The organism is Streptomyces sp. NPDC032745 (assembly GCF_055579465.1).
In genome coordinates this window covers 39,020-65,681 of record NZ_JBVING010000025.1, presented here as the reverse complement: position 1 = coordinate 65,681, position 26,662 = coordinate 39,020, and the positions used below count along the sequence as shown (strand labels likewise).

At 71.8% G+C, this 26,662-nt stretch carries 25 protein-coding genes; 13 read left to right on the top strand and 12 right to left on the bottom strand.

Annotated features, from left to right (window positions below):
* Positions 1–274: 274 nt before the first annotated feature.
* From ACZ5WG_RS39120 to ACZ5WG_RS39110, 3 genes are all read right to left on the bottom strand, one after another.
* Positions 275–1,717, bottom strand: a complete 1,443-nt coding sequence (locus ACZ5WG_RS39120) for an amidase (protein ID WP_468729421.1) — start codon at positions 1,715–1,717, stop codon at positions 275–277.
* Positions 1,718–1,775: 58 nt separating this feature from the next.
* The gene (locus ACZ5WG_RS39115) at positions 1,776–2,480 is read right to left on the bottom strand and encodes an alpha/beta fold hydrolase (protein ID WP_468729420.1); all 705 of its coding nucleotides are present in this window, start codon (positions 2,478–2,480) and stop codon (positions 1,776–1,778) included.
* A 116-nt stretch (positions 2,481–2,596) separates the two neighbouring features.
* Positions 2,597–3,871 (bottom strand): MFS transporter, encoded by a 1,275-nt coding sequence (locus ACZ5WG_RS39110; RefSeq protein WP_468729419.1) that lies wholly within the window; start codon positions 3,869–3,871, stop codon positions 2,597–2,599.
* Positions 3,872–4,196: 325 nt separating this feature from the next.
* Here ACZ5WG_RS39110 and ACZ5WG_RS39105 point away from each other — a divergent pair, with 325 nt between their 5' ends.
* From ACZ5WG_RS39105 to ACZ5WG_RS39085, 5 genes are all read left to right on the top strand, one after another.
* The gene (locus ACZ5WG_RS39105; RefSeq protein ID WP_468729418.1) at positions 4,197–5,210 is read left to right on the top strand and encodes a LacI family DNA-binding transcriptional regulator; all 1,014 of its coding nucleotides are present in this window, start codon (positions 4,197–4,199) and stop codon (positions 5,208–5,210) included.
* Positions 5,211–5,455: 245 nt separating this feature from the next.
* Positions 5,456–6,673 (top strand): thiolase family protein, encoded by a 1,218-nt coding sequence (locus ACZ5WG_RS39100; RefSeq protein WP_468729417.1) that lies wholly within the window; start codon positions 5,456–5,458, stop codon positions 6,671–6,673.
* Between the two features lie 163 nt (positions 6,674–6,836).
* Positions 6,837–8,276: an aldehyde dehydrogenase family protein gene (locus tag ACZ5WG_RS39095; RefSeq protein WP_468729416.1), complete on the top strand. Its 1,440-nt coding sequence runs from the start codon at positions 6,837–6,839 to the stop codon at positions 8,274–8,276.
* 112 nt (positions 8,277–8,388) lie between these two features.
* Entirely contained in the window at positions 8,389–8,805 is a 417-nt protein-coding gene (locus ACZ5WG_RS39090) for a thioredoxin family protein (protein WP_468729415.1), read from the top strand.
* Positions 8,806–8,971: 166 nt separating this feature from the next.
* Positions 8,972–10,402 (top strand): dihydrolipoyl dehydrogenase family protein, encoded by a 1,431-nt coding sequence (locus tag ACZ5WG_RS39085; RefSeq protein ID WP_468729425.1) that lies wholly within the window; start codon positions 8,972–8,974, stop codon positions 10,400–10,402.
* Here the strand turns inward: ACZ5WG_RS39085 and ACZ5WG_RS39080 are convergent.
* A complete protein-coding gene (locus tag ACZ5WG_RS39080; RefSeq protein WP_468729414.1) occupies positions 10,374–10,691 on the bottom strand; it encodes a DUF2087 domain-containing protein in 318 nt (105 codons plus the stop codon). The genes ACZ5WG_RS39085 and ACZ5WG_RS39080 overlap by 29 nt on opposite strands.
* Before the next feature lie 200 nt (positions 10,692–10,891).
* Here ACZ5WG_RS39080 and ACZ5WG_RS39075 point away from each other — a divergent pair, with 200 nt between their 5' ends.
* Positions 10,892–13,651, top strand: a complete 2,760-nt coding sequence (locus tag ACZ5WG_RS39075) for a penicillin acylase family protein (protein WP_468729413.1) — start codon at positions 10,892–10,894, stop codon at positions 13,649–13,651.
* A gap of 90 nt (positions 13,652–13,741) precedes the next feature.
* Here ACZ5WG_RS39075 and ACZ5WG_RS39070 read toward each other — a convergent pair whose 3' ends face one another.
* From ACZ5WG_RS39070 to ACZ5WG_RS39045, 6 genes are all read right to left on the bottom strand, one after another.
* Positions 13,742–14,392 (bottom strand): hypothetical protein, encoded by a 651-nt coding sequence (locus tag ACZ5WG_RS39070; RefSeq protein ID WP_468729412.1) that lies wholly within the window; start codon positions 14,390–14,392, stop codon positions 13,742–13,744.
* Positions 14,389–14,847 (bottom strand): DUF6114 domain-containing protein, encoded by a 459-nt coding sequence (locus ACZ5WG_RS39065; RefSeq protein WP_468729411.1) that lies wholly within the window; start codon positions 14,845–14,847, stop codon positions 14,389–14,391. The genes ACZ5WG_RS39070 and ACZ5WG_RS39065 overlap by 4 nt, the downstream gene beginning before the upstream one ends.
* Positions 14,838–15,488: a DUF6230 family protein gene (locus ACZ5WG_RS39060; RefSeq protein ID WP_468729410.1), complete on the bottom strand. Its 651-nt coding sequence runs from the start codon at positions 15,486–15,488 to the stop codon at positions 14,838–14,840. The genes ACZ5WG_RS39065 and ACZ5WG_RS39060 overlap by 10 nt, the downstream gene beginning before the upstream one ends.
* 107 nt (positions 15,489–15,595) lie before the next feature.
* Positions 15,596–16,444, bottom strand: coding sequence for a MerR family transcriptional regulator (locus ACZ5WG_RS39055; RefSeq protein ID WP_468729409.1), 849 nt, complete (start codon positions 16,442–16,444; stop codon positions 15,596–15,598).
* 52 nt (positions 16,445–16,496) lie between these two features.
* A complete protein-coding gene (locus ACZ5WG_RS39050; RefSeq protein ID WP_468729408.1) occupies positions 16,497–17,693 on the bottom strand; it encodes a methyltransferase in 1,197 nt (398 codons plus the stop codon).
* Between the two features lie 60 nt (positions 17,694–17,753).
* The gene (locus tag ACZ5WG_RS39045) at positions 17,754–18,134 is read right to left on the bottom strand and encodes a tetratricopeptide repeat protein (RefSeq protein WP_468729407.1); all 381 of its coding nucleotides are present in this window, start codon (positions 18,132–18,134) and stop codon (positions 17,754–17,756) included.
* A gap of 76 nt (positions 18,135–18,210) precedes the next feature.
* Here ACZ5WG_RS39045 and ACZ5WG_RS39040 point away from each other — a divergent pair, with 76 nt between their 5' ends.
* Positions 18,211–19,176 carry a pirin family protein gene (locus ACZ5WG_RS39040; protein ID WP_468729406.1) on the top strand — a complete coding sequence of 322 codons (966 nt, stop codon included), beginning with the start codon at positions 18,211–18,213 and terminating at the stop codon, positions 19,174–19,176.
* 298 nt (positions 19,177–19,474) lie between these two features.
* Here the strand turns inward: ACZ5WG_RS39040 and ACZ5WG_RS39035 are convergent, their stop codons facing one another.
* On the bottom strand, positions 19,475–19,675 hold the full coding sequence (locus tag ACZ5WG_RS39035; RefSeq protein ID WP_468729405.1) for a hypothetical protein: 201 nt from the start codon (positions 19,673–19,675) through the stop codon (positions 19,475–19,477).
* Positions 19,676–20,076: 401 nt separating this feature from the next.
* On the opposite strand from ACZ5WG_RS39035, the gene ACZ5WG_RS39030 reads away from it, so the two are divergent.
* Both ACZ5WG_RS39030 and ACZ5WG_RS39025 read left to right on the top strand, forming a co-directional pair.
* Positions 20,077–20,280: an EF-hand domain-containing protein gene (locus tag ACZ5WG_RS39030; RefSeq protein WP_468729404.1), complete on the top strand. Its 204-nt coding sequence runs from the start codon at positions 20,077–20,079 to the stop codon at positions 20,278–20,280.
* A 179-nt stretch (positions 20,281–20,459) separates the two neighbouring features.
* Positions 20,460–20,612, top strand: a complete 153-nt coding sequence (locus tag ACZ5WG_RS39025) for a DUF6879 family protein (RefSeq protein WP_468729403.1) — start codon at positions 20,460–20,462, stop codon at positions 20,610–20,612.
* Between the two features lie 346 nt (positions 20,613–20,958).
* Here the strand turns inward: ACZ5WG_RS39025 and ACZ5WG_RS39020 are convergent, their stop codons facing one another.
* On the bottom strand, positions 20,959–21,894 hold the full coding sequence (locus tag ACZ5WG_RS39020; protein WP_468729402.1) for an alpha/beta fold hydrolase: 936 nt from the start codon (positions 21,892–21,894) through the stop codon (positions 20,959–20,961).
* Positions 21,895–22,357: 463 nt separating this feature from the next.
* Here ACZ5WG_RS39020 and ACZ5WG_RS39015 point away from each other — a divergent pair, with 463 nt between their 5' ends.
* The 4 genes from ACZ5WG_RS39015 to ACZ5WG_RS39000 all read left to right on the top strand — a co-directional run bounded on the left by ACZ5WG_RS39015 (position 22,358) and on the right by ACZ5WG_RS39000 (position 26,446).
* Positions 22,358–22,615: an acyl carrier protein gene (locus ACZ5WG_RS39015; protein WP_468729401.1), complete on the top strand. Its 258-nt coding sequence runs from the start codon at positions 22,358–22,360 to the stop codon at positions 22,613–22,615.
* A complete protein-coding gene (locus tag ACZ5WG_RS39010; RefSeq protein WP_468729400.1) occupies positions 22,612–23,835 on the top strand; it encodes a beta-ketoacyl-[acyl-carrier-protein] synthase family protein in 1,224 nt (407 codons plus the stop codon). Before ACZ5WG_RS39015 ends, ACZ5WG_RS39010 begins: the two co-directional genes overlap by 4 nt.
* Before the next feature lie 26 nt (positions 23,836–23,861).
* Positions 23,862–25,160, top strand: a complete 1,299-nt coding sequence (locus tag ACZ5WG_RS39005; protein WP_468729399.1) for a cytochrome P450 — start codon at positions 23,862–23,864, stop codon at positions 25,158–25,160.
* A gap of 71 nt (positions 25,161–25,231) precedes the next feature.
* Positions 25,232–26,446, top strand: a complete 1,215-nt coding sequence (locus tag ACZ5WG_RS39000) for a macrolide family glycosyltransferase (RefSeq protein ID WP_468729398.1) — start codon at positions 25,232–25,234, stop codon at positions 26,444–26,446.
* Positions 26,447–26,662 lie beyond the last annotated feature (216 nt).

Below are 26,662 nucleotides of genomic sequence, written 5' to 3'. Positions count from 1 at the left end.
ACATCGCGAAGCGACGCGACCGCAGGGAGCGCCCTTGAGGGACCGGCACGACACGGAAGGACAGTGGACTGACGGGACGCCCCCGGACACACACCGACGCCGGTCGGCCGGCACCCCGACCAGGGCGTCCCGGCCGACCCTCCCGGCGCCGGGTCGGCAGACCCCGGCCCCTGGCCTCCGACCAACTCCACCGGCGCCGGGCGCACGGACCCCGCCCCCCACCCCCGTCAGCTCACCCGACCCCCTCATTCCCCGCCCCTCATTCCCCGCCCCCTCACCCCCCGCCCGGCCACCTCTGCGTCCAGGCCTCCGCCGCCTCCGCCTGCGCAGCCAGCGCCAGCAGCAGCGGTTCCGCTCCCTCCGGGCCCAGGAGCTGGGCTCCCATCGGGAGGCCATCGGCCGTGAGGCCCGCCGGGACGTTGACCCCCGGCCAGCCCAGGACGTTCCACGTCCAGGCGTACGGGCAGGCCGCGATCATCGCCCGGTCCGTGGCCATCGCCCCCAGCCCGGACAGGGCCCCGATCCGGAGCGGCGCAGTTGCCGTCGTCGGGGTCAGGACCACGTCGAACCGGCCGAAGATCTCCCCGATCCGCCGCCGCAGCAGCACTTCCGCCCGGCGGGACACCCGTAGCGGCAGCCCGCCCAGGATGCGGCCCGTGCGCATGGCCTCGTGCGTGCGCGGGTCCAGCAGGGCGGGATCCGGCACCCGGGACGCCCAGTCCCGTACGCCCCGGGTCGCCCGGGGGACGAAGGTCAGGCCGATCTGCCCGTAGCGCGGGTCCTCCGGGACCACCTCGTGGCCCAGCGACTCGAGCCGCCCGGCCAGTCGCTCCACGGCCGAACGGACCTCCGGATCGAGGGACTTCGGCGTCGCCGTGAAGGCCATCCCGAACGACAGGGCGATGCGCAGCCGGCGAGGGGTGCGGCCGGTCGCCTCGACCGCCGAGACGGGTGCCGGGTGGTGCCGGTCCCCGGGGTGCTGGCCGCTCGCGGCGTCCAGCAGGAGCGCCGCGTCGGCGACGGTGCGGGCCAGCACGCCGTTGACCGTCAGCCCGTGGAACGACTCCGGCTCCGGCCAGGTGGAGATGCGTCCCCGCTGCGGCTTGACCCCCACCAGATGGGTCCAGGCCGCGGGGATCCGTACCGAACCCGCCCCGTCGGACCCGAGCGCCGCCGGGACCAGTCCCGCGGCCACGGCGGCCGCCGAGCCGCCGGAGGAACCGCCGGGCGTGTAGGCCGGGTTCCACGGATTGCGGGTCACGCCGAACGCCGGGCCCTCCGTGAAGGGCCACTGCCCCAGTTCCGGCGTCTGGGTCTTGCCGACGATGATTGCGCCGGCCGCGCGCAGCCTCCGTACGGCCTCGCTGTCGGCGGTCTTCGGCGGGAACTCCCCGGCGCAGCCGAAGGCGGTCGGCTCCCCGGTCACGTCCATGTCGTCCTTGACGGCGACCGGTACGCCGAGCAGCGGGAGCCGCTCGCCTGCGGCCAGCCGCCGGTCGGCCGCGTCCGCCTCGGCGAGCGCGGCCTCGGTCCGTACGATCCGGAAGGCGTTGAGCTCGGGCTGCGCGGCTGAGATCCGCTCCAGGGCCTCCTCGGTCAACCGGCGTGCGGAGATGCCTCCTTCGGCGAGTGCCCGCGCCGTGTCGACCAGCCCGGGACAACCGGAAGGGTCCGCAGGAGGGACAGTTGAAGCCTTCGTACCTGACGTCACCGACATCGGACCTCCCCGTTACCGCTCGGTAGGACCGACGGTAACGGGCAGGGGCCGAGGGTGGCTAGAGCGGTTGGATCCAGCCTTCCAGCGAGGCCATGAACCCGTCGAAGTCGTCCCGGTGGATGGTGTGTCCGGCGCCGGTGACCGACCGCACCTCGAATCCGCGCTCCTCGAGGTGCGCGGCCCGTTCCGGGGAGATGAGGAAGCTCGGATCGGCGAGCTGTACGAGCGAGGGGACCACCGGCGCCGGCGGCATCAGGTCCGTACCGAACAACGGGGCCAGGCTCAGCGCCGTCGACTCGTCCCACAGGGCCAGGGTCTCCAGCTCGACGTCGACGTCGGCCTCCTCCCAGCGCGGGTTCATCGCCTTGATCTGCTCCCTGGGTGCGGACTTGAACTGCACGAACACCTCCGGACCCAGGTCCTCTGCCGGGCTGGCCAGATGCCAGGCCGGGTCGGAGAACACCGCCCGCTTCGGCTTCAGCCGGTCCGCGGCCAGGGAGAGGGCCAGCCCGCCCAGCGAGTGGCCTATGGCGAGGTCGGCGCCGGTCGGCAGGGTCTCGACCACGTCGTCCGCGAAGAGCTTCGGGCTGTACTCGCCGCGCCCGCTGGCGCCGTGACCCCGCAGGTCCACGGCGATGACGCGGTAGCCACGCTCGGCGAGTGCGGGACCCACCCGGCGCCAGGTCCGGTGGTCGGCCATCATGCCGTGGATCAGGAGGGCGACGCGGTCGCCCTCGCCCCAGGTGTGGGTGTGCAGTTGCACGGTGATGCCTTTCTCGGGAAACGGGGTGCACGGCAAAAGCGTGGGAGGGAAGAGCCGGAGGGGGAGTGGGGCGGGGAGAGGTCCCCGGAATCGAAAGCGGCGGTGCCCGCCGGCCCTCACCGCACGCTGCGGATCGGCTTCACCGCCAGGGCGCCCGCCACCGCCAGGGCCGCCGCTACGACGAACAGCGCCGTGTAGCCGCCGCTCAGCGAGACGATCACCGAGGCGATGAACGGCGCGATGATCTGCGGTCCCGCGTTGGCGATGTTGAGCACACCCATGTCGCGGGCCGCGTCCTCCGCCTTCGGGAGCACCATGGTCACCAGCGCCGTGTCCACGGCCATGTAGCAGCCGAAGGCGAGCCCGTTGACGGCCGCGAAGGCCAGCATCGCCGTCCAGCTGGTCGACACGGCGGGGATCACGAGCGCGACGGCCGACAGCAGCGCGGAGGCGCCCACGAAGAGCTTGCGGCGGTCGAACCGGTCGGAGAGGTAACCACCGAGGACCGTGGAAACGACCATCGCCACGCTGGTCAGCGGCATGAGCACCGCCACCGCGGCCTCCGGCTCCATGCCGTCGGGCAGCACCGTGTGGTCCTGGAGGATGTACAGCTGGTAGCCGCTGACCGCGAAGTACCCGAGGACCAGCAGCGCCCGCCCGATGAAGGCCCACCGGAAGTCATGGTCCCGCAGGGCGCCGGTGAAGGCGGCGAGCTGCGCCCTGACGGGCATCGGGGCGCGCGCCGGGAGCCGCTCCTCGCGCGTGCAGGCGGTGAACAGTACCGCGGCGCCCGCCACGATCGCGCCGAATACGAGGTACCCGGTGCGGTAGTCCTCCGAGAAGGCAGCGCCGAGCAGCGCGCCGAGGGCGGAGCCGAAGGGCAGGCCGAGCCCTACGGCCGCGGAGGCCTTGCCGCGGGCGGACTTCGGGACCCGGTCGGGGACCACGGAGGTGAGGGCGGCCTGGTAGACGTTCATGACGGCCTGGCCGAGGCACCAGGCGATCGTGATCAGCAGGATCGTGTCGGCGACGCCGAGCAGGAACATCGCCGGTACGGCGGCGAGTCCGCCGCCGAGGATCCAGGGATTGCGCCGTCCGCTGCGGTCGGACAGCGCGCCGGCGACCGGGTTGAAGACCGTGGCGAAGATCGCCGAGACCCCCGCGATCAGGCCGAAGTTCGAGACCTTGTTCGCCGGATCGATGTCTTCGACCTGCAGGGCGAGCAGGACACCGGCGACGCCGATGTAGAGCGCGTACATCGCGCTGTTGCCGAGGAGCAGCAGCGGGAACAGGCCGCGTCCGGGACCGCGCGCGGCGGTGGCGGCGGATGCGGCGGACGCGTCGTCAGGGGTGGCTCCGGCGGTGCCGGCGCCGGGGGAGGAAAGGGCCACGGTGCCCTCCTGGGCGGGTTCATCGGGCGGATGAGGGTGGGTGAGGGTGAGGGGCGCAGGGAGGTGTGGGGACGGGGCGTGGAGGAGGGCTCGGAGGGAGTGCGGGGAGGGTGCGCGCCGCCCTGTCGTGACGGCGGGGGTGCGACGGAACACGACAGGGCGACGGCACGGCGGGACACGGTCGGACACGTGCTGCGCTGCCCCGGGGAACGGGATGTGACGCCAGGGTTACACGTGTCAATGAATCGTGTAACCACTGTGTAGCATTCGTTTCCGGCCATCCGCTAGCCCCCGGACGCAATCGGTCTGGAAAGATGCGACGGCAATGTCACAGTCATCGAAATCGCCGAAGCCGGCCCCCGTGCCGACCAGCGCCGACGTGGCCCGGCTCGCCGGTGTGTCGCGCGCGACGGTCTCGTACGTCCTGAACAACGCGGAAGCCGTACGCATCAGCGAACCGACCCGCCGCAAGGTCCGCCAGGCCGCCGAGGAACTCGGGTACGTGCCGCACGCCGCCGCCCGCAGCCTGCGCGCCGGGCACACCCGGATCGTGCTGCTGCCCACCTCGCACGTGCCGATCGGCCCGCTCTACAGCGCCTTCCTCAACGAGCTCCAGTGGTCGCTGCGCCGCCTCGACTACACCGTGGTCCAGTACGGCAGCCTCGGCCTCAGCGGCGACGAGGCCGCCCGCGCCTGGGCCGAGCTGCGCCCGGTCGCGGTGATCTCCCTCGGTGAGATCGCCCTGTCCGCGCACAACGTGGCCACGCTCAAGCGGGCAGGCGCCCGCGCGGTGATAACGATGGGCCCGGTCGGCGTCCCCGGGGCCCACGCCCTCGTCATGGACCAGAGCGAGGTCGGCGCGCGGGCCGCCGCCCACCTCGTAGAGCGGGGCCACCGGCGGATCGGGGTGGTCGTCCCCGAGGAGGAGGGGCTGGAGCTCTTCTCCACGCCCCGGCTGGAGGGCGCCCGCTCGATCGGGGCCGCCGCGATCGAGCCGCTCCCGATGGCCTACTCGGAGGAGTCGGCCGCCGCCCTGGCCGCCCGCTGGCGCTCCCTCGGCCTGGACGCGGTGTTCGCGTACAACGACGAGTACGCGATGCTGCTGATGCGCGCCCTGCTCGACGAGGGCCTGCGGGTCCCCGAGGACGTCGCGGTCATGGGCGCGGACGACCTGCTCATCGGCCGGCTGCTGCGGCCCCGGCTGAGTACGGTGCAGATCGAGCTGCCCACCGGGGACCACCTGGCCGCGCTGGTGGACCAGGCGGTGCGCGAGCCGTCCGAGATCACGCAGCGCCACGACCTGATCGCCGCCGTGGCCGTCCACCGGGAGTCGACCTGACGGCGGGCCCGTACGGCAGGTCGTGACGGCAGGCCTGTGACGGCAGGCCTGCGGTCCGCAGGCCCGGGACGGTCCGCCCCGGCCGGCCGAGCCGTCCGCGCATGGCCGGCAGAGGGTCGTTGACAGGCGGTGACCTGCGGACGGAGACTGCGGGCGCGCCCCACCGGGCGCGCCCGGCGCCGTACCGGGTGCCGACCCCGGCACCGCCCCGGCGCCGCCCGTACGGACCGCCCAGGAGAGCCCCGATGAGCATCCGCACCGCCCGCGACGGACGCAGTGTCCGCGACGTGTACGTCGTCGACGCCGTCCGCACCCCGATCGGCAAGTTCGGCGGCGCCTACGCCGGGGTCCGCCCGGACGACCTCGCCGCGCACGTCGTGCGGGCGCTGGTGGACCGTACGCCCGACCTCGACCCCGCACGGATCGACGACGTCGTCTTCGGCGACGCCAACGGTGCGGGCGAGGACAACCGGGACGTGGCCCGGATGGCCGTACTGCTCGCCGGGCTCCCGGTGTCCGTCCCCGGGGTCACCGTCAACCGGCTCTGCGGTTCGGGTCTCGAAGCGGTGATCCAGGCCGCCCGGGCGATCGCGCTGGGCGACGCGTCCGTCGCCATCGCGGGCGGCGTGGAGTCGATGAGCCGTGCCCCCTGGGTGGTGCAGAAGCCGGAACGGGCCTTCCCGGCCGGCCACCAGCAGATGTGGTCCACCACCCTCGGCTGGCGGATGACGAACCCGCGCATGCCCGCGGAGTGGACGGGCTCGCTCGGCGAGGGCGCCGAACTCATCGCGGAGAAGCACGGCATCACCCGCGAGGCCCAGGACCTCTTCGCGCTGGAGAGCCACCGCAAGGCGGCGGCCGCCTGGGCCGCCGGGCTGTACGGAGACGAGGTCGTCCCGTACCCCGGGGCGGACCTCGTACGCGACGAATGCATCCGCGAGGGCTCCACGCCCGAGGCGCTGGCCCGCCTGAAGCCCGCCTTCCGGACGGACGGTACGGGCACGGTGACGGCTGCCAACGCCTCCCCGCTCAACGACGGCGCGGCGGCGCTGCTGCTGACGGACGAGGAAGGTCTGGCGGCCACCGGCCGGGAGCCGCTCGCCCGGATCAGTGCCTCCGCGGTCACCGGTATCGAGCCGCAGCTCTTCGGCCTGGGCCCGGTCGACGCCGTGCAGCGGGCGCTCGCCAAGGCGGGCCGGAGTCTGGCCGACCTGACCACCCTGGAGCTCAACGAGGCTTTCGCGGCACAGGCGTTGGGCTGCGTCGCGGCCTGGCCGGAGCTGGACCCGGCCGTGCTCAACCCGCGCGGCGGTGCCATCGCGATCGGCCACCCGCTCGGCGCCTCCGGGGCGCGGCTGGCCGGCTCGGTGGCGCACCAGCTGGCCGCGGCCGGCTCGGGCACCGGCATGGCGACGCTGTGCATCGGGGTCGGTCAGGGCATCGCCCTCGTGCTGGAGCGCTGAACGCGCCCCCTGAACTGGCGTACGCCGCCCGGCCGTCGATCGTTTCCGGTCACGGCGGACTGCCAACTGCCCAATAACTGAACAGATGTGGTGCCTCCGGTCTGGCACGATGGCGCGTGCTGCCGCCCCCCGCCCCGCCCATCCCCACCGGAGGCCCCGCGCCATGCCGCTCCTCGAACCGACGCTCTGGCAGGACGGAACGACCCTCACCGGCGGCGCCGCCCCGGTCGTCGAACCCGCCACCGGCCATACCCTCGCCACCCTCGTGCTGGCCGCCCCCGCCGATGTTGCGGAGGCCGCCGTACGGGCCCGGGCCGCCCAGGAGGACTGGGCGCGGTCCGGCCACATGGAGCGGGCCGCCGTCCTGCGCAGGGCCGGCGACCTGTTCGCCGCCCACGCCGAGGAGCTGCGGGAGTGGCTGGTGCGGGAGTCCGGCTCCATACCCGGCAAGGCCGACTTCGAGCTGCACGTCGCCGCCCAGGAGTGCTACGAGGCCGCCGCGCTGGCCTCCCGCCCGGCCGGGCAGGTGCTGCCGAGCGAGGCGCCGCGCCTCTCCTTCACCCGGCGGGTCCCGGCCGGGGTGGTGGGCGTGGTGGCCCCGTTCAACGCCCCGCTGATCCTGGCGATCCGCTCGGTCGCCCCGGCCCTCGCCCTCGGCAACGCGGTGGTGCTCAAGCCGGACCGGCGGACCGCCGTGTGCGGCGGCCTCGCGCTCGCCGCCGTGTTCGCCGCAGCCGGGCTGCCCGGCGGGCTGCTGCACGTGCTGCCCGGTGGCGCCGAGACCGGGGCCGCGGTGGTCGCCGACCCGCTGGTACGGGTGGTGTCGTTCACCGGGTCCACGGCCGCCGGACGGGTCGTGGGGGAGCTGGCGGGCCGTCACCTCAAGCGTGCACACCTGGAGTTGGGCGGGAACTCCGCCCTCGTCGTCCTCGAGGACGCCGATGTCGAGGCCGCCGTCGCACAGGCTTCGTGGGGCTCGTTCTTCCACCAGGGCCAGATCTGCATGACGGCCGGCCGGCACCTCGTCCACGCCTCGCTGTACGACGAGTACGTCGAGCGGCTCGCCGCGCGGGCCGAGGCGCTGGCGGTGGGGGACCCGTACCGCGACCGGGTGCACCTGGGCCCGCTGATCGACCGCGGCCAGCTGGAGCGGGTCCACGGCCTGGTCGGGGCCAGTACGGAGCAGGGTGCCAAGCTCGTCGCCGGGGGCACCCACGAGGGGCTGTTCTACCGGCCGACCGTGCTGGCCGGTGTCGCCGACGACACCCCCGCCTACGCGGAGGAGGTCTTCGGCCCGGTGGCGCCCGTACGGTCCTTCGTGACGGAGGAGGAGGCGGTCGCCCTGGCCTCGGCCGGCCCGTACGGCCTCTCCCTCGGGATCGTGACCCGGGACGCGGCGCGCGGGCTCGAGCTGGCGGGGCGGATCCCGACCGGGATCGCGCACGTCAACGACCAGACGGTGAACGACGAGGCGGTGGCCCCCTTCGGCGGGGTCGGCGCCAGCGGCACCGGAGCCCGCTTCGGCGGCGAGGCGAACCTGGACGCGTTCACGGAGCTGCGCTGGACCACGGTCCGCTCGACCCCGGCGGGGCACCCCTTCTGAGGCCCGTGGGCCCCGGACCCGCCGCCCGCGGGTCCCGGGCCCCGCGGGCGGAATGCTCGGGGCCGGCCGATCGTTCAAGCTGCATAAGAACCACTCAGGAGGTCTGGAAACCGTGGCTACTGTCGAGCTCACCAAGGACAACTTCGACCAGACGGTCAGCGAGAACCCGTTCGTGCTGATCGACTTCTGGGCGGGCTGGTGCCGGCCGTGCCTGCAGTTCGCCCCGGTCTACGAGAAGGCCTCCGAGGCCCACCCCGACCTGGTCTTCGCCAAGGTGGACACGGAGGCGCAGCAGGAGCTGGCCGCCGCCTTCCAGATCACCTCGATCCCGACGCTGATGATCGTCCGGGACCAGGTGGCCATCTTCGCGCAGCCCGGCGCACTGCCCGAGGCCGCGCTGACGGACCTCATCGGGCAGGCGCGGGCGCTGGACATGGACGAGGTGCGCGCGAAGATCGCCGCGTCACAGCAGGACGGCCAGGACGGCCAGGACGGCCAGGGCGGCAACGGCGGCACGGCGGAGGCCTGAGCTCCGGCCCGCCGCCGGCCCCCGCCCGGTCACCGACCGGCGACCGGAGGGCCGACCGCACCCGCCGCCCCTTCGCGGGAACGCGTCGCCGCGCGTCTCCCGCGTCTCCCGCGGTCCCCACGTAAGGTGACAGGGACATGAGCCCCTGGAGCCCCGGAAGGTGACTGTGTCGGAAGCGGTGGAGTACGACGTCGTGGTGCTCGGCGGGGGACCGGCCGGCGAGAACATCGTGGACCGGACCCGCGCCGCCGGGCTGACCACGGCCCTCGTGGAGGCCGAACTCGTCGGCGGGGAGTGTTCGTACTGGGCCTGCGTCCCGAGCAAGGCGCTGCTGCGCCCGGCGCTGGCCAGGGCCGACGCCCGCCGGGTGCCCGGCCTCGCGGGCTCCGTCGGGGGGCCGCTCGATGCAGCGGCCGTGCTCGCGCACCGCGACTACTGGACCGGCAGCTGGAAGGACGACGGCCAGGTCGACTGGATCGACTCGATCGGCGTCCACCTCTACCGGGGCCACGGCCGCCTGTACGGCGTCCGCAAGGTGGCGGTCACCAGCCCCGAGGGCGAGCACCACGTGCTCGCCGCCCGGCACGCGGTGGTCGTCGCCACCGGCACCCGCGCGATGGTCCCGGACGTGCCCGGCCTCGCCGGGGCGCGGCCGTGGACCAGCCGCGAGGCCACCTCCGCCCAGCAGGCGCCGGGCCGGCTGCTGATCGTGGGCGGCTCGGTGGTGGCCGCCGAGATGGCCACGGCCTGGCAGGCCCTCGGCTCACAGGTCACGGTCCTCGTACGCGGCTCCCGGCTGCTGCCGCGGATGGAGCCCTTCGCCGGAGAGCTGGTCGCCGAGGCGCTGCGCGAGGCCGGCGCGGTGGTCCGTACGGACGTCTCCGTCGAGGCGGTCGTACGGAACGGCTCGACCGGGCCCGTCCGGGTGGTACTGGAGGGTGGCGAGTTCCTGGAGGGCGACGAGCTGCTGATGGCGACCGGCCGCTCTCCGCGCACCGAGGACATCGGGCTGGAGACCGTCGGGCTGACGCCCGGCGACTGGATTCCGGTCGACGACAGCTGCCGGGTCGAGGGCCATGACTGGCTGTACGCCGTCGGCGATGTGAACCACCGCGCGCTGCTGACCCACCAGGGCAAGTACCAGGGCCGGATCGCGGGCGCCGCGATCGCGGCCCGCGCGGCGGGCAGTACCGGGCTCGACACCGGCCGCTGGGGTGCGCACGCGGCGACCGCCGATACGCAGGCCCTGCCGCAGGCGGTGTTCACCGACCCGGAGGCGGCGGCGGTGGGCCTCACCCTCGCCGAGGCCGAGCAGGCCGGCCACCGGGTGCGTGCCGTCGACTACGACCTGGGCAAGGTCTCGGGCGCGGGCCTGTACGCCGACGGGTACCGCGGGCGGGCCCGGATGGTCGTCGACCTGGACCGGGAAGTGCTCCTCGGGGTCACCTTCGTCGGCCCGGGAGCGGCCGAGCTCGTGCACGCGGCCACCGTCGCGGTCGCGGGGGAGGTCCCGATCGACCGGCTGTGGCACGCGGTCCCGGCCTTCCCGACGATCAGCGAGATCTGGCTCAGGCTGCTGGAGACGTACCGGGGATAGCCGAGTCAACGACGCCGGCCCGGCGGTAGCTGCTGCCGTCCCGGGTGCGGGTCAGCAGGCCCGATGTGATCAGGTAGCGCCGGAGCGCCGAGCAGTCCTCGTGCACGGTGCGCAGGGCGTCGTTCACCTCGGGCTCGGTGTACGCCCGGTCCTCCGTGAAGAGGGTTTCGGCGAGGTGGGCGAGCAACTGCTCGCGGCGGGCGACCTTGCGCGGGATCGAGGTGAGCCGGCCGCCGGAGAAGAGGTCGGCGACATGGCGCGCGTTCTGGGACATCGCAGTCTGGGACATGGCAGCGAGCCTGTCGGACACCCCGCAGTTCCGGCAACGGATTTATACCCTCGATGCCGATGCCGATGCCGATGCCGATGCCGATGCCGATGCCGACGCGGACGCCAACTGAAAAGTGACGGTCGTTCATCTTACTGAGTGGTAGTTCCCGCCAGTACCCTCCCCCGTGACCGGTTCCTGCCCCCCACGGAGGAGCACGTATGCGACGTCCCACCGCTCGCCTGAGAACTGCCGTCGCCGCCGGGGTGGTCGCCCTCGGGGCCGCCCTGCTCTCCCCGCTCGCACCCGCGGCGGCCGCCGCCAGCGCCGACATGCCCGTGCCGCTCCCCGTCGCCGACCACTGCGGCGGCCGGTGCGCGGACATCCTGCCGCCCGGACAGAACGGCAACGCGACCCTCGCCCAGATCCTCCTGCACAAGGCGTTCGGCACGATGCCCGCCCACGCCTCCGACCAACTGGCCCGCTACGACTCGCTGGTGGCCGGATATCCCGGCCTCACCGACGCCAAGGTCAACGACTTCTTCAACGACGCCTCCTTCGGCGTCCCCGCCGACCAGGTCGAATCGACCTCCAGCCCGCGCTCCGACGTCACCATCACCCGCGACAAGAAGACCGGCGTCCCCCACATCAAGGGCACCACCCGCTACGGGACTTCCTTCGGCGCGGGCTTCGCCGCCGCCCAGGACCGGCTCTGGCAGATGGACCTCTTCCGCCACGTCGGCCGCGGAGACCTGACCCCGTTCGCCGGTGGAGCCCTCGCCAACCAGGGCCTGGAGCAGCAGTTCTGGCCGCAGGCCCCGTACACCGAGGCCGACCTCCAGGCCCAGGTGGACCGGATCCGCACCACCGAGGGCGACCGCGGCCGCCTCGCGATGGAGGACGCGCAGGCGTACGTCGACGGGATCAACGCCTACCGCATCCAGTCCAAGAACGGCCGCTACTTCCCCGGCGAGTACGTCCTCACCGGCCACATCGACTCGATCACCAACGCCGGTGAGATCCAGCCCTTCAAGGTCACCGACCTGATCGCCCTCGCCTCCGTCGTCGGCGGCCTGTTCGGCGGCGGTGGCGGCGGCGAGGTGCAGGCCGCGCTCTCCCTGCTCTCCGCGCAGCAGAAGTACGGCCTCGAGGAGGGCACCCGGGTCTGGGAGTCCTTCCGCGAGCGCAACGACCCCGAGGCCGTGCTCACCGTCCACGACGGGACGAGCTTCCCGTACGCGCAGAAGCCCGCGAGCCCGCAGGGCACCGCGCTCCCGGACCCCGGATCGGTCGTCGCCGAGCAGCTGGTCCACGACCGTACGGGCGCCGCGGCCGCGCCGGCCGCCGCCGACCCGCCGAAGCCGGTCAGGCAGAGCATGTCCAACGCCCTGCTCGTCTCGGGGGCGAAGACCGCGAGCGGCCATCCCGTCGCCGTCTTCGGACCGCAGACCGGCTACCTCGCGCCCCAACTCCTCATGCTCCAGGAGCTCCAGGGCCCCGGCATCAGCGCCCGCGGCGCCTCCTTCGCCGGCGTCAGCATGTACGTCCAGCTCGGCCGCGGCCAGGACTACGCCTGGAGCGCCACCTCCGCCGGGCAGGACATCACCGACACCTTCGCCGTCGAGCTGTGCGAGCCGGGCGGCGGCGCCCCGACCACGGCCAGCGCCTCGTACCTCTACCGCGGCACCTGCACCCCGATGGAGAAGCTGGAGCGCACCAACGCCTGGAAGGCCTCGGTGGCCGACCCGACGCCGAACGGCTCGTACCGGATGCAGGTCTGGCGGACGAACTACGGAATCGTCACCCACCGCGCCACCGTCGCCGGCAAGCCCGTGGCCTACACCGCGCTGCGCTCCACGTACCGCCACGAGGCCGACTCGATCATCGGCTTCCAGATGCTGAACGACCCCTCGTACGTCAAGGACGCCCGTACGTTCCAGCAGGCCGCCCAGCACATCGGCTACGCCTTCAACTGGTTCTACGCCGACTCGCGCGAAGCGGCTTACTACAACAGCGGGTTGAACCCGGTCCGCCCGGGCGGAGTCGACGCTGCGCTGCCCGTGTACGCCCGGCAGCAGTACGAGTGGCAGGGCTTCGACCCGGCGGCCAACACCGCCGCCTACACGCCGCCCGCCGAGCACCCGCAGTCCATCGGGCAGGACTACTACATCAGTTGGAACAACAAGCAGGCCGAGGACTACAGCGCGGCCGGCTTCGGCATGGGCTCCGTGCACCGCGGTGACCTCCTCGACCGCCGCGTCAAACCGCTCGTCGCGGCCGGCGGGGTGACCCGGGCAACGCTCACCCAGGCCATGGCCGAGGCGGCCCTCACCGACCTGCGGGCCGAGAACCTGCTGCCCGAGCTGCTCGCCGTGCTGCGCAGCGCTCCGGTCACCGATCCGGCGGTGGCGGCCGCGGTCGACAAGCTCGCCGCCTGGCAGGCAGCCGGCACCCGGCGCAAGGAGACCGTGCAGGGCTCGAAGACGTACGCGCACGCCGACGCCATCCGGATCATGGACGCCTGGTGGCCGCTACTGGTCGAGGCCGAATTCGAACCGGGCCTCGGCGCCCCGCTCTACGACGCCCTGCGCGCCTCCCTCACCGTCGACGAAGCGCCCAACGCGGGCCACGGGCCCACCGGTTCGCATGCCGGGTCGGCGTTCCAGTACGGCTGGTGGAGCTACGTGGACAAGGACCTGCGCACGGTGCTCGGACGCCCGGTCGCCGGTCCGCTGGCCCGGGCGTACTGCGGCGGTGGCTCGCTGTCCGCGTGCCGTGACGCCGTGGCGGCCACGCTCAGGCAGGCGGCCGCCGCCACCCCGTCGGCCGTCTACCCGGCCGACGGGACCTGCGCGGCCGGCAACCAGTGGTGCGCGGACGCGATCGTGCAGCGTCCGGTGGGCGGGCTGAGCCATCCGCAGATCAACTGGCAGAACCGGCCCACGTACCAGCAGGTGGTGGAGTTCCCGGCGCACCGCTGAGGCCCCGTAGGCCGTGTCGTGCGAAAGGCCCGCCGGCCCCGGATCGCTCCGGGCCAGCGGGCCTCCTCGTACCCGGGCCGCCGCCGCCCGTCAGGGGCCGACGGTGATCTGCTGCGCAGGGTCGGTCGTGTCGGTGACCTTGTACACGGCGTTGAAGACGGACGAGGTCGCGCTGGTCGGGCAGCCGAACCCGCCGGTCACCGTGACCGGCACGGAGGCGTTGGCGAAGGTCAGGCTCGGCGGGGCGCCGTTCACCCAGGTCCCCCCGACGTTCGCCGGGGCGGAGGGGGCCGCGGTCACCGTACAGGTGGCCAGGCCGGAGGTCTGAACGACGAGCCCGCCGACCGGAACGGTCATGGTGGCGGTGATAGGGGAGCCGTCCTGCATCGACACCGACCAGGAACCGCTGGTGGTGACCGTCGGGGTCACACCCCAGACGCTGGACGTGCAGGAGCTGTACGTCGGCGGCGAGATCGGCGACGAGACGGGCCCGGCGGGGTTCTGGTTCCCGGGGGCGGCCGGAACCGTGCCGGTGGACACGGAGACCGTACAAGTCACCGTGACCGAACCGGCCTTGAGGGTGGCCTTCCCGCTGAGGGTGGCCTTGAAGGAGTGTCCGGCCGGGGTGACGGTGGTCGATCCGGCCAGGGGTGAGGGCGCGGCTGTGGCGGTGACCGAGGCCACCGACAGCGCTCCGGCGGCGGCCAACCCGAGGGCGAGCGCGGTACGCGTGCGGCTCATGGCTGTGCTCCTTGGGGATCGGGGTGCGCAGTGGTGCCGGTTGGGGTGGGGGACTGCGGGGGTGCGGGGGACTGCGGTTCGGGGGAGTGTTCTTCGGGCGAGTGGCGCGGCGCGGCGTGCGGCTGCCAGGCGAACATCAGCCCGCCGCCGAGGATCCCGAGCAGGGTGCCGATCAGGAACCCGCCGAGGTTCGACAGGACGAGCGCGGCGGTCGCGATGAGCGTGGTGAGGACACCGGCGAGGCTGCGCTGTGCGGGCGAGAACCAGGCGGTGAGGCCGAGCACGATCATGACGATGCCCATCAGGACGGACGGGATCCCCGCTATGCCCTGCTGGAGCATCACCTTCAGCGGTGCCAGCGGCAGGGCACAGATCTCGGCCCCGGCGAGGATGGCGAAGAGCCCTCCCCAGAACGGCCTGCCCCGCCGCCACCGCCGCCAGCGGCTCAGAAGCATTCCTTCTTGCCCTTGCTGATGTTCATGCTGAGCCCGGAGAGCTTGAAGGTGCCCGCGTTCGTGGCCCAGGCCGTCTGCTGCAGATCGGTGATGCTGACGGTGTCCGCCTGCTGGGCGAACAGGTCCTGCATGCCCACGGCTTCCGCCGGTCCCTTGTCGAGGGTCGAGGCGTCGCGGCCGATCTCGATGTTGGTGAAGACGGCGTTGCCGGAGAGCTGGGTGGCGTCGACGAACAGGTTGCTGGCCTCGACGGGGGTCTTCTTGCCCGCGGTGAGGTTGAGCGAGATGTCACCGACGACCGGGAGCGTGGTCACCACCGACTGGCAGAGGCTGTGGAGCTTGGCCTCCTTGATGGCGGTGACCGCCACCGGGATGAGCTCCTCGCGGGCGTTGACGTCGATGCTGCCGTACTGGGCGAAGCCCTCGCCCTCCAGGCTCGTCGCCGACACCTTGAACTGCTGGCCCGACACGGCGAAGGAGGCGGCGAGCGCGCCCTGCGCGAGTGCGATGCCGAGGCCCGCGGTCACGGCGATGGCGGGGACGGTCAGGACGGCGAAACGGCGCCAGCGGACGCGGCCGCCTCCCTCGTCGTCTCTGCCGGGCGGGGCGGAGGAATCCGATAAGTTGGGGGAATCTGCCATGAGATCGTCCCTTATTTCGGCTGTGCACCGTTGTTACCGACGAGTTGAATGTAAGAGTGCCAATGGGGGTTGGCAAGGTTGTTCGACCGCGCCTTTTCGGCCGACTCCTACTGATCGGTTACTGCTTCTTCCGCGTCCTTGCGCAGCAGTTCGGAGACCTCCGCCTGCACCCGCCGGGCCATGGCCCGGGCGAACTCCGCGGCCACGACCTCGCCCGCCACCGGACGCAGCGCAGCCGCCGCGTCCGAGATGTGATCCAGTTGGCTGGCCGAAAGCTGCTCCAGCCCGTCCGGGCCGATCACATGCCGCCGGAACAGTCCGACGAACCGGTCGGCGAGCGCGGCCGCCTGTGTCTGTACGAAGTCCCCCGCATCGAGGATCTCGGCCAGCGGCACGCCCTGCCGTACGAGCGTGAGCGTCGCCTCCAGCAGCCGCCGGCTCCGGTGCGTGACCCGGTCGCCCTCGATCCGTACGTAACCCAGCTCGGCGGCCCGCCTGGTGTCCTGTGCCGTCGCGGACGGGCCGAACAGCTCGCGCAGTTCGGCCAGGGTCATGGTGACCGGCTCCTCCTGGCCCCAGTCCCCGGTCATCGCCCGCTCCAGGCCCAGGAGTTGGGACAGTCCGCCGCCCGCCTCCCAGGCGTGCAGCAGTTCGGCGATGCCGTTGACGGTGTACCCGCGCCCCAGCAGGTCGCTGATCAGCCGCAGCCGGGTCAGGTGGTCCGCGGAGTACCAGGCGATGCGGCCCTCGCGGCGCGGCGCCGGGAGCAGCCCGCGCTCCTGGTAGTAGCGCAGGTTGCGCACTTTGACGCCGGCCGCGCGGGCCAGGTCCTCGCGGCGGTAGCGCTCGCCGCCCGGACCGCGGCCCGCACGGTCGTCCGCACCGCTGCCCGGACCGCCGCCCGCACGGTCGTCCGTACCGTCGTCCGTGTCGTCTTGTCGCACCAGGCTGCTCACGCGGCCGAGTGTAGGACGTACCGCAGGTTGTACCGACGGGTATACCAGCAGGTCACATGGGGCGCGGCCGCATCTCCTGCTTGACCGCCCGCAGCACGACGAACTTCGGCTCGCTCGCGACGACTTCGCTGTTGCCGAAGAGGCGCCGCAGATGCGTGTGGTACCCCATGTGGCGGTTGGCGATCACCCACAGCTCACCGCCCGGACGCAGCACCTTGCGCGACTGCGCGAACATGCGCAGCGCCGTCGCGTCCGTGGTCGCCTGATGGGAGTGGAACGGCGGGTTGCACAGCACGAGGTCGACCGAGGCCGGGTCCAGCATGGACACGCCGTCGCCGACGAGGAAGTCGGCCCGCTCGCGCTCGCGCTGGACGTTGGCGCGGAACGTGGCCTTCGCCGAGGCGACCGCCTGGTACGACTCGTCCGTGAACACGATCTCCGCGGCGGGGTCCGCGACCGCGACCGCCGTGCCGACGATGCCGTTGCCGCAGCCGAGGTCCACGACCCGGGCGCCGTTCGTGTTGTTCGGGATGCTCTGGAGGAAGAAGCGGGTGCCGACGTCGAGCCGGTCCGCGCAGAAGATCCCGGCGTGGTTGACGGCGGTCAGGCCGGAGCCCGAGCCCGCTTCCGCGTCCAGCGTGTACGTCACCGGCCAAGGGTCGACGGCCCGCGTCGACGTGGCGCCGGGCGTGCAGAAGATCAGGCGGGCCTTCTTCTCGGCGAGCGAGGTCTTCGTCGGGCCCAGGATCCGTTCGAAGAGCTTCAGCGTGGAGGTGTGGATCTCCTTGACCATGCCCGTGCCCACGATGACGGTGCCCGCGTGCACGTGCGGGGCCAGCCGGTACAGCTGGTCCTCGAGCAGCGCCAGGCTCTTCGGCACCCGGACGAGGAGTACGTCGATCCGATCGGGCGGCGCGTCCTGCGTGGTCAGCAGCCGCACCGTGGTCTTTGCGGTGCCGATCCCGGCGCGGTCGAGGTTCGCCGCGGTGCCGGCCCGGGCGAGGTAGGAGTCGGTGATCTGCGTCGGGTGGTACGCGGCCAGCGCCGTCGTCAGCGCCCCCCAGCGGTCCCCGAGGATGGTGATCTGCCCGGCACCGGCCAGGTCGACCGGGCCGTGTTCCCCCGTACCGGACTCGAGGTGGCGCAGCAGGTACTCGTCGGCGGCGTCCCAGGCGCGGAGCTGGTCGCGCGGGTCTTCGGGGAAGCGGGTGAGCTCGTAGGAGCCGAAAGGCGTGGTCAGACGGTTCATCGTGCCCCCAGGCTAACCGAGGGGCCGCCCGGCTCCGCACGTACGGGGCCGGTGGCTGCGCTACTCGGGGAAGTCGCCGGCCATGGCGGCGGCCATCCGCAGGTAGGGGCGGGCTTCGGTGGCCCGGCCCTGGCGCTCCAGCGTCCGGCCGAGCATCAGCTGGGCGTAGTCCTCCACGGGCCAGCGCTCCAGGATGGCGCGGAGCTCGTGCTCGGCGCGCGAGAGCTGGGCGGAGTGGTAGTAGGCGCGGGCGAGCAGCAGCCGGGGCGCCAGCTGCTCGGGGGCCTCGTCGGCCAGTGCGACCAGGATGTTTGCGGCCGTCGTGTACTCCTTCGCATCGAAGAAGAGCCGGGCCCGGTCCCAGCGCTCGGCTGCTGTCCCGTGCTCGAAATACGTCGTCGGCGCGTTCATCGGGTCCCTTCCGCCGTTCAGGTGGTCCATCCGCCCCCTCCAACACGTGACAGCAGCCGGACATTCCACCGAACGCGGCGCTGGTGGCGGTACTAAGTTGTGCGGTATGAGCAATCTCGATCGCCAGCCCGCTCTCTCCGCCTGCGGCGGCCGCGGATTCGTCGTGGCCGAACCCGTCCGCGAGCTCCTCAGCCCGCGCACGGTCAAGCTCGGGGAATCCACCGAGGTCCGCCGACTCCTGCCCAACCTGGGACGCCGCATGGTGGGCGCCTGGTGCTTCGTCGACCACTACGGCCCGGACGACATCGCCGGCGAGCCCGGCATGCAGGTCGCCCCGCACCCGCACTCCGGACTCCAGACCGTGAGCTGGCTGCACGACGGCGAGGTGCTGCACCGGGACAGCGTGGGCAGCCTCGAAACGATCCGCCCGCGCGAGCTCGGCCTGATGACCTCGGGCCGCGGCATCAGCCACTCCGAGGAGAGCCCCCGCTCGCACGGCCGCCTCCTGCACGGCGCCCAGCTGTGGGTGGCCCTCCCGGAGGCCCACCGCCATGTGGAACCCCATTTCCAGCACCACGCGGAGCTCCCGCACGTGACCGCCCCGGGCCTGACCGCCACGGTCATCCTGGGCACCCTGGACACGGCGACCTCGCCTGGCACGGCGTACAGCCCGATCGTCGGCGCTGACCTCGCCCTCGCGGCGGGCACGCAGACCCGGCTCCCGCTGAACCCGGACTTCGAGTACGCGGTCCTGTCGATGTCGGGCGAAGCCCACGTGGACGACGTCCCGGTCCTCCCGGGCTCGATGCTCTACCTCGGCTGCGGCCGCACGGAACTCCCCCTGCGCGCGGCCTCGGACGCCGGCCTGATGCTGCTGGGCGGCGAGCCGTTCGAGGAGGAGATCGTGATGTTCTGGAACTGGATCGGGCGCAGCCAGGCGGACATCGAGGAGTTCCGCCAGGACTGGATGGAGGGCACCCGCTACGGCGAGGTAAAGGGCTACGACGGCCCCCCGATCCCTGCCCCGGCACTCCCGCCGGTGCCCCTGAAGGCGCGTGGAAGGGTGCGCTGACCTGCACCTTTCTGAAGTGGGTCGGCCAGCCGAGACCAGCCGAGGAGAGGCCACATCCCGTGCGGAGACCGTTCCGGCGGGCGGAGGGCCAGAGACCCCGGGAGCTCCTCTCCGGGCTCTCGATGTTTCCCAGGTATGACCAGCTGGGGTCAGCTTTGACAGGACCAACGCTGACCCAATGCTGACTTTGGTGATGGTTCGTCAGGTCACTCGATGGCTTCAGGCAGTAGAGGAGAGGCCGGGATCGGCTCCCTCGGCTGGGCGCGCCAGGTTGTACGGAGCGTAGCGAGGGGGTGTTTCACCAGAGGCTCCCGGTTCTGGGGCCGCGCAGCGCCGAACCGCCAACGACCCGAACCCCCTCATCGCTGACGGCCGCCCGCCAGGGCGTCACCCGGCCGCTGGATGCGACCACGATGTACGAGAGGCCGGACTCCCGGGCCAGTTTGAGGTGCTCCCTGGTCTGCGGCATCTCGCCCTCGTCGGCGGACCCGACGAGCATCGCGCCGGCCAGCTTCGGGCGCTGGTGATCACGTTGGTGACGTAGTCCGCATCGCTGGGGCAGTCAGTGTGCGCGCGCGTAGCGGTAGGACGCGGTCTGATATGCGGCCTTCGCCATGTGACGCCTCCTCAAATTCGCGACAGGGCGGCTCGCTCGTGCGCGCCTGCCCCGCCCATGCCTTCCGAAAGGGCAACCCGCTGGAGCCGCCGCTGGAGCATCCAGCCCCCTCTGGTAGGCAGGCGTAGTCAAGTGGTCACGTAAAGCGATCATGACGAGCTCGCACTTCAGCTGAAATCCCTGCGACCAACCGGGTGACAGATTCAGGCAGTTCGACGGCAAATCTGCCACTGTGTCTGGTGACCCAATCGATCTTTGGGGTTCCTGCGAATCGAGAGGTAGCCATGACTGAGACCGAGACCATGGAACTGTTCGAGCAGATCGACACCGACGGCGACGGACAGATCAACATCGTCGAACTCGCCAACCACTTCAAGCGCGAGGGTTACACCGGACAGCTCAGGGACAAGGTCAAGGCTGCCATGGAAGCGGACGAGAACCGCGACCGCGTACTGGACTTCAACGAGTTCCAGAACATCCTGAAGTAGCAGTCGGCCTGAACCCTCCCTATCGGCCCGCTGCCGCGGTCGGCAACGGCGCTCACTCACGGGGACGGCAGGGAAGGGCCGCCATCACATCCGGTGGCGGCCCTTCGCTGTCCAGCTCAACCCGCACGCGCAGGCGTCACGCCGACAGCCTCCCCGGCTGGGGCGGCGCTGTTCTTCGGATGCGGCCAACAGGCCCAGCCGGCCTCGTCATTCCCGTGGGCGGGAACGACTGGTGGTTGTTCGACGACAGGGTCCTGGCCGTGGGGCACTTCGACGAGCACGGTCGAGTCCTGGGCTCGGAGCTGATCGAGGACCCCGAAGCCGTGGACTGATGCGTTCGCGTTCGTGAACTCCTGTGGGCTGCTGCTGTGCCCCACCGCGAGTACAAGCCGTCAGCTTGCGGTCCCGGCTCTCCAAGTCTGCACGCCGCTCCTGGTGGAAGCGGCCATCGAGCGTCGCGACGGCCAGCGCGTTGCCCTACGGCCTTGCGGCGTCCAGGCCCTGGGGCGCCACGCCCTAGTCTTCCCAGTCGATGACGGCCTGCTCGACGTGCTGCGTGTGGGGCCTGGGCGCCCTCGTGGAAGGCATCCAGGCCCGGTCCGGCGGCCGATGGTCCTCGCCGTGCCCCCGTCACCCCCGGCGCGACGGCCGCGAGGTACACGATGGTGGCGCTTTCCCCTACGTGTGGAGGGTGTGTTGCTGAGGCGTGGCAGGTCGAGGGACTGTCGCCTTGGGGCGGCGCGTGAAGTGTTCGAGTTCGGCGAGGTAGGGCAGATCCTCAAGGGATTCGTTGAGGAGGAACCTGCGGGTGAGGTCGAGATGTTCGCGGGCGCGGGAGAGGAAGACCCAGTGGTCGGCTTCCTTGATGCTGGCGAACACGGCTTGGGAGGAGAGGGCGGCCAGCGCCCGGCAGGTGGCAGGTCGGGTGGCGATGTCGTGCTCGCCGGTGACCGCCAGCAGGGGAGCCGACAGGCCAACAGGCCGGGACACGTTGCACAAAAGTTCGAAGCATTGCCTCCACAAGACGACGGCGCTGTCGTCGGCCGAAGTGAGGGAGTCAGTGAGTACCCGGCGCATGACCTCGCGGCCGCGTACTCGCCGGCTCGGGTCGAGACACAGCAGCGCGGAGATGATCTCGTCGGCCACCTCGTTTCGTGCGGGGCCTCTCAGCAGGGCGAGAAGGCCCGCGGGGTTCGTGCCCCGGGGGAGGGTCGGGGGGTGTCCGGTGGCGCCGGTGAGGACGACACGCTCCATGCGTTCGGGATGCCGCGCGGCGAGGTGGTAAGCGATTTCCCCTCCGTGCGAGATGGCGCAGACGTTGACCTGGGGCAGAGCGAGTTCGTCCAGGACCGCTGCCAGTCCGTCTGCGACATCACTCAGGCAGGATTCCGGGGGCAACGTGCCGGCGGTCGAGATGCCGCCGATGTGCACGGACACGATGTCCGCCAGTGGCAGGAGCGCCTTGGCCTGGGGCTCTGTGACGGCCTCGCGTTCGGCGAGCGCCCGGACGGCCAGGATGGGGGAGATGCGCGGTGAAGGGCTCGCCCGCGTCTCGACATGGAAGTCGATGCTCCCCCTGCGGATCGTGCGTGTGCTGGCCCCGTTTTGCTCCATCGGGCTGTCCGCTCCTCTACTGCATCGTGGTGCTGGCGAGGTGGGACCGTGCGGCCACTCGACGAGCTGTCTGCCGAGCCAGGAGCCTGGAAGGCGCGAGAGCGCCGCTCGCACGAGCAAGTGGACGTGGTCGGGCTGCGCTTGAGGCGGCCCGGGCCGCACGGGGTGTTGCCAGCGTGATGGCCCCTTTCTAGCAGTGGAGGCGGGGGCGGAGGGCTTGCGTTCGTACGAACGGGTGAAGACCACATCGGTCCCGCCACGGTCATGGTTCGCCCCTGCCGGGAGATACGGCGGCCGGAGCGGTCTTCCTCCCCGCGCCGATCGCAGAACAGTCGAAACGGCCTTGTGAGGAGCGTTTCTCCTTTGTGAGCGGCTCGTTGATCACGGCGAACGGATCTTGATCGGTAACGGGATCACAAGGCGGCCGGCTTCGGGGCCGGCACTGGTGGAGGGAAGGAATTCCATGGCGGGCGGGGTCTACGAAGCGCTGGTCGGCATCTTGCAGGAGACGTTCCAGGTCGAGCAGGAGCTGATCGCTGCCGATGCCTCATTGAACGACTTGGAGCTGGATTCGCTTGCTGTGGCCGAACTCGCCGTCATGGTCCAGGAGGAGTTTCACGTCACGGTTACCAGTCAAGAGGTGGGGAAGGGCTCCACGCTGGGCGAGTTGGCCGCACTGATCGACGGCAAGAGGATCTCCGCTGTGACGGCAGTCCGTTGAGCGGGACGGACATCGCCGTGACCGGCCTGGGCATGGTCACCCCGGCCGGGGCGGGCGTGGACACGACATGGCGCAGGGTCTGCGAGGGAGGCTCCACCGCTGCGGCCACGAACCCCGCGCTGGCAGGCATGCCGGTGGACTTCGCCGCCTCGGCAGCCGCGTTCGACACCGGCGTGGTGGGGCGACGCAACCTCTACCGTCTGGACCGCTTCGCCCTGTTCGCTGTCGTGGCCGCGCACGAAGCGCTGGCGGATGCCGCACTGAGCGCCGCGGACTGGGACGCGACCCGCGTCGGCGTGGTGATCGGCTGCGGCATGGGAGGCGTCGCCACCTGGGAGGTGCAGCACGCCAGGCTCTTGGCGCAGGGTCCGCAAAGCGTCTCCTCGGTGCTGATCCCGAAGATGACACCGAACTCGGCGGCTTGCGAAATCGCCCTGGCCTGCAAGGCACAGGGCCCTAGCTTTGCGGTGTCGACGGCCTGTGCATCCGGCGCGACCGCTATCGCGGCCGCCCGCGACCTCCTCGCATCCGGTCAGTGCGACGTCGTGATCGCGGGCGGAACGGAGGCCGCGATCACCCCGTTGACGCTCGCCGCGTTCGCGAACCTGGGGGCGCTCTCGCGCCGGTGTGCGGACCCGGCCACTGCCTCCAGGCCCTTCGACGCAGACCGGGACGGGTTCGTGATGGCCGAGGGCGCGGCGGTGCTGGTACTGGAGCGGGCAGAGCACGCGGCGGCCCGCGGCCGGCGCCCCCGCGCCATGCTGGCCGGCTGCGGCTCAGCCAATGACGCCCACCACCCCACGGCACCGCACCCCGAGGGTGTGGGCGCACGACAGGCCTTGCAGGCCGCTCTGCGGGACGCCGGACTCGTCAGCCAGGACATCGACCACGTCAACGCCCACGGCACCTCGACCGTTCTGAACGACCAGGTCGAAGCCGACACCATCAGCCACCTGCTGCCCCATGGACCGCACGTCACCTCAACCAAGGGGGTGCTCGGACACCTGCTCGGCGCGGCCGGCGCCGTCGAGGCGGCACTGACCGTGCTGGCCATCCAGCAGTCGACGATCCCTCCCACGGCCAACCTTGACAGTCCCGATCCCAGCCTGGACCTCAACCTCGTGGCGAAGACCGCCTTGCACAAGACCGTCACGGCCGCGTTGTCCAACTCCTTCGGCTTCGGTGGTCACAACGTCGTCCTGGCCTTCCGAGCCGCGTAGATCCCACGGAACAGGAGCCGCCGCCCATGGCCGACATCACCGCCCCAGCGGCCGCGCCGCCCGCGCCGATCGGCGTCATCCGCCGACTCCAATCCCGCCTGGGCCGAGACAACCCGTTTCCGCTCTTCGAGGAGATCCGCAGCGCCGGGCCCGTCGCCGGCCTTGGCCCGCACGCCCTGCTGGTCACCGGCTACAGCGAATGCCTGCAGATCCTCACCGACCGTAACTGGCACGTGCCCGACCAGCAGTGGCGTGCCGCACGCGGCCTCGATACCGGCCTTGTGACCTCGAAGGTCATGCTCACCCTCCCACGGCTCAACCCTCCCTGGCACGGTCCGGTGCGCCGTCTGCTGTCGGGGCCCTTCACGCCCGCCGCGCTGGAATGCCTGCGGCCCACGGTCCGGGCCCTTGTGCGTACCCACCTCGACACCCTCGAGGCCGAACTGGACCAGCACGGTCGCACCGACTTCGTCGACACGGTCGCCCGCGCGCTGCCCACCGCCGTCATGTGCGAGATCCTCGGCCTGCCTGCCGCCGACCGGTCTCTCATCGCCCGGTACAGCGTCCAGACCGCCCCTCTGACCGAGCCCTTCGCCACGCCCGGCCAGATCGCCGCCGCCGAGGCCGCGGGTGTGGATTTCCACTGCTACCTCCTCGCCCTCTTCGATGAGCGCGCGCACGCCCCCGGCCCTGACCTCCTGTCCCAGTGGGTCGCGCGAGAGCAGTCCGGTGGCCACGCGCTCGACCGCGACGAACTCGCCACGCACATCGTGTTCCTCGTCGGCGCCGGCGTCGAGACGACCTCGTCCCTGTTCGCCACCGCTGTCCAAGCCCTGGAGCAGCACCCCGATCAGGCGCGCTGGCTGGCCGCCCACCCCGAGGCCGCGGCACAGGCCGTGGAGGAACTCACCCGCTGGGACCCTTCCGTGCAGAACGCCGTCCGTGTCCCGGCCCAGGACACCACCCTGGCAGGCGTCCCCGTCCCCGCCGGCACGCTCGTCCACGCGCTGATCGCCGCAGCCAACCGTGACCCCGCACACTTCCCCGACCCCCACATCCTCGACTTCCAGCGCCCCCCACAACGCAATCTCGCCTTCGGCGCCGGAATCCACTACTGCCTCGGCGCACCCCTCGCCCGCCTCAACGCCACCGAAGCCCTCCCGGAGTTGATGCGCCGCTTCCCGACGCTGCGCACCGACGGCCCCGCCATCCGGCCTCCCGGTCTCAACCTCCGTACCTTCACCGCCCTGCCCGTCACGCGCTCGACTTCGGCGGACAGCACAGGGTCAGCACCTCCCAAGGCCAGGGTGCCCCACCCGCGTTGAACGCCCGCGCGCACCGCATACGGCTAGATCTGCATCTCTCCAGACCGTCACCACAGCAGTTGGAGCAATCAATGACATCGTCTGCGTCCACCGATGTACGGGAGCCCCGGCCGTCCGGTGCCGGCCGCCGACACATCGCCGTGTTCAACGTGCCGCAGCCCGGGCACGTCAACCCGACGCTGGGACTCGTGGCCGAACTCGTGGCCCGCGGACACCGCGTGAGCTACGCGTTGACCGAGGAATTCGAGGCTCAGGTGAAGGCGGCAGGCGCGAGCCTGGTCGCCTACAGTCCTACCGACACCGATGTGGAGCCCCCTGAGGATCTGGCCGCCGGGGCCGTCCTCTCTTTCCGCCAGGCCATGAGCGCCTTGCCCGAACTGGCGGTCGCCTTCGCCGATGACCGCCCTGATGTCGTGCTCTACGACGTGTCCGCCGCCGCGGGAGGACTCCTGGCCGCGTACTGGCAGGTGCCCGCCGTACGGCTCTCACCCTCACACCTGCCCTACGACGGCGTCCTGCCCGAGATGTTCGGCGTCCCCGACCTGACCCACGTCCCGGAACTCAACGCGGCGAGGCCCCTGCTCGCCGCGCACGGGCTGAACGTGACACTGGAGGAGTTGCTTCTCGCTCCCGAGCACGCCGTGGCGTTCCTGCCGCGCGCCTTCCAGCGCAAGCCCGACACCGTCACCGCCCGTACCGTCACCTACGCGGGCCCCGCGCTGGCCGACCGTTCCTACCAGGGCACTTGGACGCCGCCCCAGGACGGACGACCCGTACTGCTGGTCTCCCTCGGTACCCAGTTCACGCGCCGCCCCGAGTTCTACCAGGCGTGCGTGGACGCGTTCGCCGACAGCCGCTGGCACGTCGTCATGTCCGTCGGTCCCACCATCGACCCCGAGAGCCTCGGACCTGTGCCGTCCTCGATGGAGATCCACCGAAGGGTGCCGCAACTCGCGGTGCTCGCCCACGCGGCGGCGTTCGTCACACACGGCGGAATGGGCAGCGTCATGGAGGCCCTGGCCCACGGCGTGCCACTCGTCGTCGTCCCCCAGATGTCCGAACAACGGACCAATGCCCTCCAGGTCGAGCTCCTCTCACTCGGCCGGCACCTGCCCCGGGACCAGGCCACCCCCCAGGCGCTGCGCGACGCGGTCCAGCACGTCACCGCCGACCCGGACATCGCCCGCGGCGTCGACGCGCTGCGCCAGGCGATCCAAGAGGCGGGTGGCGCCAAGGCGGCGGCGGACGCCGTGGAACAGGCATTCACTCCCGTCCTCACGGCGTAACAGCTGTTGAGACCAGGCCGGCGGCAGGTATCGCTTCGAGAAGAAGGGGACGAGCGCGCGGGGGTGGGCGAAACAGTCTGCCCTCGCAGGCCGGCTACGACATTGCGGCCGGTCTGTACCGATCCCAAGGCGCCTGAGCCCTGGCCCCCACGCGTGAGACGAGACGATGCCTGCCCCTCACACCAGCCGTAACGACCCCGCAGGCGGGCCCCGGCC

Excerpts from the sequence above, each read along its gene's own strand:
- ACZ5WG_RS39120 (WP_468729421.1), bottom strand. The coding sequence starts at position 1,717 with ATGTCGGTGACGTCAGGTACGAAGGCTTCAACTGTCCCTCCTGCGGAC.
- ACZ5WG_RS39105 (WP_468729418.1), top strand. The coding sequence starts at position 4,197 with ATGTCACAGTCATCGAAATCGCCGAAGCCGGCCCCCGTGCCGACCAGC.
- ACZ5WG_RS39100 (WP_468729417.1), top strand. The coding sequence starts at position 5,456 with ATGAGCATCCGCACCGCCCGCGACGGACGCAGTGTCCGCGACGTGTAC.
- ACZ5WG_RS39095 (WP_468729416.1), top strand. The coding sequence starts at position 6,837 with ATGCCGCTCCTCGAACCGACGCTCTGGCAGGACGGAACGACCCTCACC.
- ACZ5WG_RS39080 (WP_468729414.1), bottom strand. The coding sequence starts at position 10,691 with ATGTCCCAGACTGCGATGTCCCAGAACGCGCGCCATGTCGCCGACCTC.
- ACZ5WG_RS39075 (WP_468729413.1), top strand. The coding sequence starts at position 10,892 with ATGCGACGTCCCACCGCTCGCCTGAGAACTGCCGTCGCCGCCGGGGTG.
- ACZ5WG_RS39070 (WP_468729412.1), bottom strand. The coding sequence starts at position 14,392 with ATGAGCCGCACGCGTACCGCGCTCGCCCTCGGGTTGGCCGCCGCCGGA.
- ACZ5WG_RS39065 (WP_468729411.1), bottom strand. The coding sequence starts at position 14,847 with ATGCTTCTGAGCCGCTGGCGGCGGTGGCGGCGGGGCAGGCCGTTCTGG.
- ACZ5WG_RS39060 (WP_468729410.1), bottom strand. The coding sequence starts at position 15,488 with ATGGCAGATTCCCCCAACTTATCGGATTCCTCCGCCCCGCCCGGCAGA.
- ACZ5WG_RS39050 (WP_468729408.1), bottom strand. The coding sequence starts at position 17,693 with ATGAACCGTCTGACCACGCCTTTCGGCTCCTACGAGCTCACCCGCTTC.
- ACZ5WG_RS39045 (WP_468729407.1), bottom strand. The coding sequence starts at position 18,134 with ATGGACCACCTGAACGGCGGAAGGGACCCGATGAACGCGCCGACGACG.
- ACZ5WG_RS39040 (WP_468729406.1), top strand. The coding sequence starts at position 18,211 with ATGAGCAATCTCGATCGCCAGCCCGCTCTCTCCGCCTGCGGCGGCCGC.
- ACZ5WG_RS39035 (WP_468729405.1), bottom strand. The coding sequence starts at position 19,675 with ATGCTCGTCGGGTCCGCCGACGAGGGCGAGATGCCGCAGACCAGGGAG.
- ACZ5WG_RS39030 (WP_468729404.1), top strand. The coding sequence starts at position 20,077 with ATGACTGAGACCGAGACCATGGAACTGTTCGAGCAGATCGACACCGAC.
- ACZ5WG_RS39025 (WP_468729403.1), top strand. The coding sequence starts at position 20,460 with ATGCGGCCAACAGGCCCAGCCGGCCTCGTCATTCCCGTGGGCGGGAAC.
- ACZ5WG_RS39020 (WP_468729402.1), bottom strand. The coding sequence starts at position 21,894 with ATGGAGCAAAACGGGGCCAGCACACGCACGATCCGCAGGGGGAGCATC.
- ACZ5WG_RS39015 (WP_468729401.1), top strand. The coding sequence starts at position 22,358 with ATGGCGGGCGGGGTCTACGAAGCGCTGGTCGGCATCTTGCAGGAGACG.
- ACZ5WG_RS39005 (WP_468729399.1), top strand. The coding sequence starts at position 23,862 with ATGGCCGACATCACCGCCCCAGCGGCCGCGCCGCCCGCGCCGATCGGC.
- ACZ5WG_RS39000 (WP_468729398.1), top strand. The coding sequence starts at position 25,232 with ATGACATCGTCTGCGTCCACCGATGTACGGGAGCCCCGGCCGTCCGGT.